12 protein-coding genes and 1 pseudogene are annotated in these 8,822 nt (G+C 38.0%); all 13 read right to left on the bottom strand.

The window, feature by feature from the left end:
• Nucleotides 1–195 precede the first annotated feature (195 nt).
• Nucleotides 196–852: an SMI1/KNR4 family protein gene (locus B6258_RS16605; protein WP_206073639.1), complete on the bottom strand. Its 657-nt coding sequence runs from the start codon at nt 850–852 to the stop codon at nt 196–198.
• A 107-nt stretch (nt 853–959) separates the two neighbouring features.
• A complete protein-coding gene (locus tag B6258_RS16610; protein ID WP_164996189.1) occupies nt 960–1,820 on the bottom strand; it encodes a hypothetical protein in 861 nt (286 codons plus the stop codon).
• Complete coding sequence (locus B6258_RS18115; protein WP_164996190.1) at nt 1,780–1,941, bottom strand: hypothetical protein; 162 nt, start codon at nt 1,939–1,941, stop codon at nt 1,780–1,782. The genes B6258_RS16610 and B6258_RS18115 overlap by 41 nt, the downstream gene beginning before the upstream one ends.
• A 153-nt stretch (nt 1,942–2,094) precedes the next feature.
• Nucleotides 2,095–2,589, bottom strand: a complete 495-nt coding sequence (locus B6258_RS16615) for a hypothetical protein (protein ID WP_099076202.1) — start codon at nt 2,587–2,589, stop codon at nt 2,095–2,097.
• 3 nt (nt 2,590–2,592) lie between these two features.
• The gene (tnpA, locus tag B6258_RS16620; RefSeq protein WP_240531616.1) at nt 2,593–3,066 is read right to left on the bottom strand and encodes an IS200/IS605 family transposase; all 474 of its coding nucleotides are present in this window, start codon (nt 3,064–3,066) and stop codon (nt 2,593–2,595) included.
• Between the two features lie 258 nt (nt 3,067–3,324).
• Nucleotides 3,325–3,633 carry a hypothetical protein gene (locus tag B6258_RS16625; RefSeq protein WP_099076203.1) on the bottom strand — a complete coding sequence of 103 codons (309 nt, stop codon included), beginning with the start codon at nt 3,631–3,633 and terminating at the stop codon, nt 3,325–3,327.
• Between the two features lie 31 nt (nt 3,634–3,664).
• Complete coding sequence (locus B6258_RS16630) at nt 3,665–3,853, bottom strand: hypothetical protein (RefSeq protein WP_099076204.1); 189 nt, start codon at nt 3,851–3,853, stop codon at nt 3,665–3,667.
• Nucleotides 3,854–4,208: 355 nt separating this feature from the next.
• Nucleotides 4,209–4,571 carry a hypothetical protein gene (locus B6258_RS16635; RefSeq protein WP_240531617.1) on the bottom strand — a complete coding sequence of 121 codons (363 nt, stop codon included), beginning with the start codon at nt 4,569–4,571 and terminating at the stop codon, nt 4,209–4,211.
• A 30-nt stretch (nt 4,572–4,601) separates the two neighbouring features.
• A pseudogene (locus B6258_RS18580) lies at nt 4,602–4,679 on the bottom strand (VENN motif pre-toxin domain-containing protein); the annotation flags it as partial.
• Between the two features lie 3 nt (nt 4,680–4,682).
• Nucleotides 4,683–4,982: a hypothetical protein gene (locus B6258_RS16640; protein WP_129586867.1), complete on the bottom strand. Its 300-nt coding sequence runs from the start codon at nt 4,980–4,982 to the stop codon at nt 4,683–4,685.
• A gap of 328 nt (nt 4,983–5,310) precedes the next feature.
• Complete coding sequence (locus tag B6258_RS16645; RefSeq protein WP_099076207.1) at nt 5,311–5,562, bottom strand: hypothetical protein; 252 nt, start codon at nt 5,560–5,562, stop codon at nt 5,311–5,313.
• Entirely contained in the window at nt 5,562–6,617 is a 1,056-nt protein-coding gene (locus B6258_RS16650) for a VENN motif pre-toxin domain-containing protein (protein ID WP_099076208.1), read from the bottom strand. The genes B6258_RS16645 and B6258_RS16650 overlap by 1 nt, the downstream gene beginning before the upstream one ends.
• Before the next feature lie 770 nt (nt 6,618–7,387).
• The coding region (locus tag B6258_RS16660) for a VENN motif pre-toxin domain-containing protein (RefSeq protein ID WP_164996191.1) at nt 7,388–8,822 on the bottom strand (1,435 nt) is incomplete at its 5' end.

Genomic DNA, 8,822 nt, shown 5'->3' on the forward strand with positions numbered 1-8,822 from the left:
GTTTTTTACATTTTTCTCGTAATAAAGTGAAGTATTCAAAGCGGGTAGTTTGCAGGAGTGAGGCTCTTATTGAGGAATATCCAACTCTAGCCATAACTTACCCGCAATGATAAGTTGCTACTTTGTGGAGAGTTTGAGATCACTCCTCACCGGAAGCCTATCGTAAACAGTTAGAAAACCCTAATTTGGTGTGTTTCAATTAAAGGAGAGTGGACACTCGTTTCTCGTATTAATAGAAATTCTTGTACCATCTGGAACAGTTCTAATTTGTAATGCAAGATCCGCTCTAAACTTCATCGCATCTATAGAATTTGATAGATATAAATTTTCTAATGTATATTTCCCACCTAAAACAAATGGGATCTTAGGAATTAACCTATGCATTGATGGAATTTTTCCATAAATATTCTGCCATTGATTAGCTAATGAATACCCAGTTAAAAAATTATAATCATCTAAAATTGCTTTACTCCACTCCTCAAAACTTCCCGCCAACTCACTAAATGAACCTGTTTCTGGATCAAAAACTTGAATCAGATCACCTTTGATACAGAACTGATTTCCGAAAATATCTTCTGCAAAAAAAAATGCCTCTAGCACCATATCCTTATATGCAGAAATCCACAGCCTATTATTATTCCAATCAATTACACCGACTTCCTTATCCATACTCTCATATGGAAATAAGTGTAATGCTGATTTAAATCCATAAAAACCGTTCTTTTTCTCTAGCAAAAAAAACAGTTCGTTTATTAATGATTGCCCATAACTTGATTCAATATTTTTTTTCAATTGATTAGGCGAAATGCCATCACTACAAATTGATAATAATTTGTCTGTAAAAAATTCCATTCTTATTTTTCTCTATCTTTTTCTTATTTTTCTCTATCTTTTTCTTGTTTTCCGAGTGATTCATCTAATTTTATAATGACAATTGTACCATCAGGGAACTCACGGTACTAATGATCAATGCACAAGCTTGTACCTCTATTATCAGATGGTGAGATTAATCTAACTGATGTACCTGTACTACTCTCTTTAAACATAGCAGAAGGATATTCATCACGATCAGAACCTTTAACTGGATCTGTATTCTCTAATGACTCTCTCCTTCTTTTGGCTGCACCATCAGCTTGTTCTGTTACATTTTCACCTTTGGTTAGTGCAAGACCTGCATTCACCAAACCATGCGCTATCGTGCGCTGAATATCACTTTCAACGCTACTGCCTTGAATTTGGTTTTTTACTTCATTGGCAAGATAAGGCGCGGAGCCATTGGCAATCGCAGTGACAATGTTGTTACCCATCATACCTTGTGTAAATGCGGTAACCGCTTGAATAGCGCGGGTGTATTTACCGCCTGTGCCAAAGTCAGATTGGTTGGTATAGTCTTGTAAGCGTTGTTGGAAGAGGTAATTTTGAACGTCGCGCTCGGTAACATTATCGTTGGTTTCTGAAAGGGCTTGGTAGATATTGTCGTAAGCCGTATCAGAAAGATTGTCGAGTCTTGAATCTTCTTTCACTTGATGAGTGCCACGAATAGTATCAACCGTGGTTGCCAAATCGATAATCTGCGCACCAATTTCACCCACTAGCTGCTGTTTCTGTTGGCGGTTTTGCTCTTTCTCTTTGTCGAAAATTTTATTTAACGTACTGTGGGCGTTATCAGTGTCTTGACTTAATTGCGCGATATCTTGCTGTTGATTGTCAGTATCACGCACTGTCCATGTGCCTTGTGATACCGCAGATTGAGTGGTGTTTTCCACGCTGTCGCTATGGTTACCTGCCATGGCTAATGCATGCCCCAGATTGATGCTCAACTTTATATTCTGCGTAGTTATGGATATCACTAAAGCCTAATGTGCCTGTATCAAGCTGATTATTTTTAGCTTCTGAGGTACTGCTGATCACCGCACCATCAAGCTGGGTATGTTTACCCACGCTAATATCAAACCCTTGATTGCCTGCAAATAAGGCTGATTAAATAACAATTTAACACAGAACCATGTGGGAATACGACTCCCCAATATGGCTAAACTGAACAGTTTATTATTTAGGAACTAGGTGTAGATCCCAGAACAATTGCAGAAAAAACTATTCCTCTAAATAAAACAAACCGTGAGAATCTTCCAGCGTCGCATAAATTCTCATAGCCTCTTCTCCTTCAGCTATGTATTCCACATCAATCGGCTCAGGTGGAAAATCAGGATCAGTATAATTACCGTCCAAAAAGACTTTATATTGTTCCAGAATATAAAGTAACTGATCAATTGTTAACAAAACTCTCTGTTCTTGCACATACTCACTGGCGATGAATACCCTATTTTTCGTCACCATCACCCAATGGGCATTGCCCATACCAAAAAAACCATCGGGTGCTCGACTAGAGGGTAAGTTAGTTAGGTTGTTGATCCAAATATCTACAGATTTCAGACCAGTAGGCAAGTCTGTTGACAACCATGAAGCTATCTCGCAAATACCATATCCTTGCTTTGGTTTAAATCTCATATTTTCACTTGGCTCACGACCTGATGGGTAATAACTACTATCATCAGGTGACCACCAATAATATATTTTTTTATTAATCATTTTTTAGAACCTTGATATACCGGCCAAGCAGTTGCTCCTGTTCCATCTGGTTTTCCATAGTAACCTTCTACTTTTACCCCACTTTTCTTGTTCTCTGATATACTTTTGAATTGTGGCTTCATTGAGCCCAACTGTTGTGACATAGAACCCTTCCGCCCAAAACTTTCTGTTGCCAAATTTATATTTGAGATTGACATGTCTATCAAAAATCATCAACGAACTTTTACCTTTCAAATATCCCATAAAACTTGATACGCATATCTTCGGTGGAATACTCACTAACATATGAACATGATCTGGCATGAGATGCCTTTCGATTATTTCCACACCTTTATACTTACAAAGGTCTCGAAGGATCTCACCTATACTTGAACGTATTTTATTAAAAATTACTTTCCATCTATATTTCGGCGAAAAGACGATAGGGTATTTACACAGCCACTTTGTATGTGCTGAGCTTTGTGCTTTAATGCCCATAAACACCTTTCCTTATTTAAGTTACGAATATTAGCTTGAACATCTATATCGTAACGGAAAGGTGTTTTTCTTGGTATAACCTTTAATGCTCACCCGCATAGCGGGTGGTTTTATATTTAAGACGCTGACGCGACTTAAACTGGCTAAAGCCAATAATAATGCCGACTGTCAATAGTCGGCATTTCATTACTAGAAATTTTACTGCATTTTTTATGCATCGAGGATTATTGTTAATTTTATAAATATAATCTTAATTCATCATTTAATCACTATTAACTCACCAATAAGATCATCAGTTATATTTTCAATACACATCCGTGTATCTGTATTTACTAAATTACGAAGGTGCTCATTAAATGTTAAACCTGTTGGTATTATAATTTCTTGGTTCTCATCATAATGATATACCAAATCACTATTATCATTTTTAGTTAAGACAAAAAAATATTGCGTTTCATTCTCAAATGAAAATACAAATGGTCTTTCTTTTAGAAAATCATAATATTGTAGGTTAAATAACTCTTCACAGAATGAATGTTGAAAAAATATATGCGACCTAACTGCCATATTTCCCCGATAAAAAATTAGTGCATTATCACTAAAAAGCCCCCCCGCTACACCTACCCAAAGATATTAAGAAGTCATATAATTGGCCTTTTATTTCAATGTCATAAAGTTTCTCTATTTTTTTTATTTCATCTATACTATAGCCATTTATTTTATTATAATTTATAAATAATTCAGGATAAATTGAGTGAAAATAACAAATTTGAGCTTGCTTGTTCATGGTCTTTTTCCTGTTGTTCCTTGATATATATTTATCGTAAATTTAGGATTATTTTCCGCAAAATTTGGGGCTGTTTTACTACATCCATTACGCATACCAGGGTTAGATATAGATGTATTTTCTACGCTTATATTAATAATAGCCTTTTTACCTTTGTAACTATCTTGAATATAACTAAATATTTTTTGTTCCGCATGATTATAATTTGTTTGAGTAGATGATGTTGGCTTACTTGCTATACTTCCAGTATCTGTAACAATAATTTTATAGTTTATTTTATTTATAACTATCTCTTGTGGCCCGTTACCTTTCCAAGATTTTCCACTAACAGAAAGAAAATACTCTGTGTTTCCTTTTATTGTAGTGGCATACCAATACTATCAAAACCTTCCTTGCTTCCTAATGCAACTCTTGTTCCAAGAGTCGCTGAATTGAAAATACTTTGGGCGCTTTGTTCATTTTCATTTTTTACAAAATTAACGAGTTGCCGTCTATCTTCTGCACTTAAAGAATCAAGCCAAGCAATCCATTTTAAAGCATCTGCTTGGTCAATTCCGGTTTTTGTACTTTCCCATGCAGCAATCGTCTCAGGAATTTTTCCCTCTTTACCCTCTGCTATTGCTTCTTGTCTACGCCTTTCACTGATTTCACGGTATTTCGCATAAATATCTTCTTTATCGGCATTCGTTTTACTCGCTTCTATCAGCGCTTGCCTCATATCGAGAACATCTTTATTAGTCAGATAATTATTCTCAACCACCACCTTCCCGGCTTGGGCGGCATTGGCGACGCCTGCGCTATTATCGCTGATTAAACCGCCTGCAATGCCTTAAGCTAACGTTGCCCATGCACTTATATTCTGCTTTTCAGTCTCAGTCAGCTCTTCGGGGGTTTTACCATAAAGTGAATGCGATAAAATACCCACCGTTTCGCCGGTCATTGCACCCGTGGCTTGTGCGACTGCATTTTCGCCTTTTGCCAATGCAAGACCCGCATTCACCAAACCGTGAGCAAGGGTGCGCTGAATATCACTTTCAACACGGCTACCTTGAATTTGGTTTTTCACTTCATTGGCAAGATAAGGTGCTGAGCCATTAGCAATTGCAGTAACAATGTTATTACCCATCATGCCTTGCGTAAATGCAGTAACGGCTTAGATCGCTCGGGTGTATTTACCGCCCGTGCCAAAGTCAGACTGATTGGTGTGAGCCTGTCATACTTCCGAATTTGTGGCTGGGCGGTCTGTGCATTGACCTCTGGTAGTTAATTATCCGGATCATTGAGACAGAGTAGTAGCTAAAAGGAAAATCCCAGCTCTTAGACTGAGATCTTAACATCATCTACGTAACTTATATTCTATAAACCACATTCCTATTCCAGCGACCAACCCAGCCCATAGGCTCGCTTTATTAATTTTCATTAAAATATATAAAATTAAAATCTAAAAAAAACAAAATTTATTTTAGTTTATTTTCTTTTATATATAGCACCCCAAAACCTACTCCCATAATCATTCCTACTCCCATAATCATTCCTACTCCAATACTAACTCTTAATGAGCGTTTGATTTCATTAAGCCCAATAGACATTGGAGTGTTAGAGTAAAAATAAAAAAACACGTCAATAGAAAGAAACATTATGATACACAAAATAAACAATGCGACTATAAATATAATTGTTAATATGCTCGAAAATAAAATACCCTTCATTAATATTCCTTACTTTCATTTATTTTTTCCTGAATGAATAAACCACCAAGCTCGGATATAATACTTCCCCCTGTATTTCCCATTCCAGAAGGAATTTTACTTTCTGATACTTCCTTCATAATATAAGAATTTCCCTTAACCTCTGACTCTAAACTTTTTCTCAATCCTTCATTAAATCCGGGATTATTACCTTTTGTTATTATTTTACCAATCCAATTAGTGACAGGTTTTACCATAAAGTTACCTAATCCATACCCCATTAATGCTCCACCTCCTGTCGTGATTGCTCCCATTACTGCACTCTCATCATTAATGGTATTTGTCAATGCTCCACCTGCTGCATTAAAGAAAACCGTACTTTTCCACCCTTCGCCCATTGTCATTACATTTACCCAACCTGCAATTATTGCATTCACTGGGTTCACTTTTTTTGAATCGATATATTGTACGCTTGAATTTGCACCTGCACCTATAAACCACATCACTCGAGCACTTGTTGAAAGTAAAGAAACACTTCCCGTACTACCTGTTGCTAAAGCATAAATATAAGCTTGTTGTAGCGCTTTGCCTCTCTTGCATGATTCAGAATTAGGGTTTTCGGCACATGACATCCTATCTTTACCATATTCCTGAGCCAGTTGTGTATGTGTTAGCTCATTTCCACCCAATAAGTTATTCTCAACCACCACCTTCCCGGCTTGGGCGGCATTGGCGACGCCTGCGCTATTATCGCTGATTAAACCGCCTGCAATACCTGAAGCTAACGTTGCCCATGCACTTATATTCTGCTTTTCAGTCTCAGTCAGCTCTTCTGGCGTTTTACCATAAAATGAGTGCGATAAAATACCCACCGTTTCGCCAGTCATTGCACCCGCAGCTTGTGTGGCTGCATTTTCGCCTTTTGCCAGTGCAAGACCCGCATTCACCAAACCGTGAGCAAGGGTGCGCTGAATATCACTTTCAACGCTACTGCCTTGAATTTGGTTTTTTACTTCATTAGCAAGATAAGGCGCTGAGCCATTGGCAATCGCAGTGACAATGTTGTTACCCATCATGCCTTGCGTAAATGCGGTAACCGCTTGAATAGCTCGGGTGTATTTACCGCCCGTGCCAAAGTCAGGTTGATTGGTATAATCCTGTAAGNAGCAAGATAAGGCGCTGAGCCATTGGCAATCGCAGTGACAATGTTGTTACCCATCATGCCTTGCGTAAATGCGGTAACCGCTTGAATAGCTCGGGTGTATTTACCGCCCGTGCCAAAGTCAGGTTGATTGGTATAATCCTGTAAGCGTTGTTGGAAAAGGTAATTTTGAACGTCACGCTCAGTAACGTTCTCGTTATTTTCAGAAAGGGCTTGGTAGAGATTAGTCGTAATTTAGATTTGAAAAAACATGCTAATAAAATGACGCCAAAGGATTAGTACTAAATTATGAACCCAAAACTGACTATTGAGAAGGGCGAGATAACTGAATGAGTTTGATATTTCCCCCTCATCCACCAAATCAAACTGTTAATAATCCAGTTGGCTGAAGAGTGAAATAATCATACAAAATTTAGTGTAGTGCTAATTTTTCTTTATAAGAATATTAATGTCTTTTATGTTCAAGATAACAGCCTAAACAAGCAACTATGCTAAAGAAAAAACCAAATCCCATTCCCAAACATATATAATCTATAAAATTCTCTTTAGTAATAGAAAAAAAACTGCCTTCTATTAAGAAATAGAATATTAATTCTACTAGAGCTTTTATTATTAATAGAATAAAGAAAACCATAAAAAAGAATGCCCCCCAAAGTAGAAGAAAATATTTAAGCAATCTCATTTTTATTCCTCATCATTCAATTTTTTTATTTTATCTGTAACTATTTTATTCGCACCTTCGGAACCCAGAGCACCAGCACCACTTCCAACAATACTTGGTACTACTGATACACTCGGCGGAGCTGTTATTGATGGCATTACAATTAATGGGTGCTCTTTAAGTCCGCTGGACCAAGGATTATATTTAATATCCAGACGATGCGTTAGCCATTTTGCACCTCCATAGCCGATTGTTGAACCCGCTAATGCGCCTCCCATGGAGACCCAAGGTGATTCACCATCAATTAAACTTGAAATACCTGCACCAGTTGTATTGGTTGTGAGCGTTCCCCAATATCCCATTCCGGGTGTTATTCCTCCTGTTAACAAAGAAGAACCAAAGCTTGCATAACTAAAGCTCGCTTCTGGATCTGTGTAAATATTATACCCTTGCATACCTAAATTTGCTGTGCCCGCTGTGGTTACACCTATCACACGGCTAGCGACAGTTGTGCTACCTAACCAACTCGATACATAAGGGCTAATAGCCTTACTCATTATTGGTAAACCTAATGTTGTCGTTGCAACAACGGCTCGTGGAATATTATTACCACGCTGTAACTCACTATAATGTTCAATGATAGGATCCAGTTTTTTGATACTATATTCAGCTACTGATTTACAATGAGCATTACAATCTGCTGATTGAATAAGTAAAATTAATTCATCTTGCTGTTGAACTAAATGTTCTTTAGTGATCCTCGTTTCCATCGCTTTTTGCTGTTGCTCCGCATCAACTTTATTTCCTAAGCCAACTAAATGTTTCTTTCCTTCATCCGTAGAAGCAAGAGAATACTTTTCAAGCCATGAAATTATTTGTTTGGCTGTTAAATAATTATTCTCAACCACCACCTTCCCTGCTTGGGCGGCATTGGCAACGCCTGCGCTATTATCGCTGATTAAACCACCTGCAATCCCTGAAGCTAGCGTTGCCCATGCACTTATATTCTGCTTTTCAGTCTCGGTCAGTTCTTCGGGCGTTTTGCCATAAAGTGAATGCGATAAAATACCCACCGTTTCGCCTGTCATCGCACCTGTGGCTTGTGCCATCGCATTTTCGCCTTTTGCCAGTGCAAGACCCGCATTCACCAAACCGTGAGCAAGGGTGCACTGAATATCACTTTCAACGCTATTGCCTTGAATTTGGTTTTTTACTTCATTGGCAAGATAAGGCGCTGAGCCATTAGCAATCGCGGTGACAATATTGCCACCCATAATGCCTTGCGTAAATGCGGTAACGACTTGAATCGCGCGGGTATATTTACCGCCTGTGCCAAAGTCAGATTGGTTGGTATAATCCTGTAAGCGTTGTTGGAAGAGGTAATTTTGAACATCACGCTCAGTAACGTTATCTTTAGTTTCTGAAAGGGTTTGGTAAATATCGTCGTAAGCGGTGTCT

This window comes from Proteus alimentorum (assembly GCF_002607735.1).
Taxonomy (GTDB): Bacteria; Pseudomonadota; Gammaproteobacteria; order Enterobacterales; family Enterobacteriaceae; genus Proteus; species Proteus alimentorum.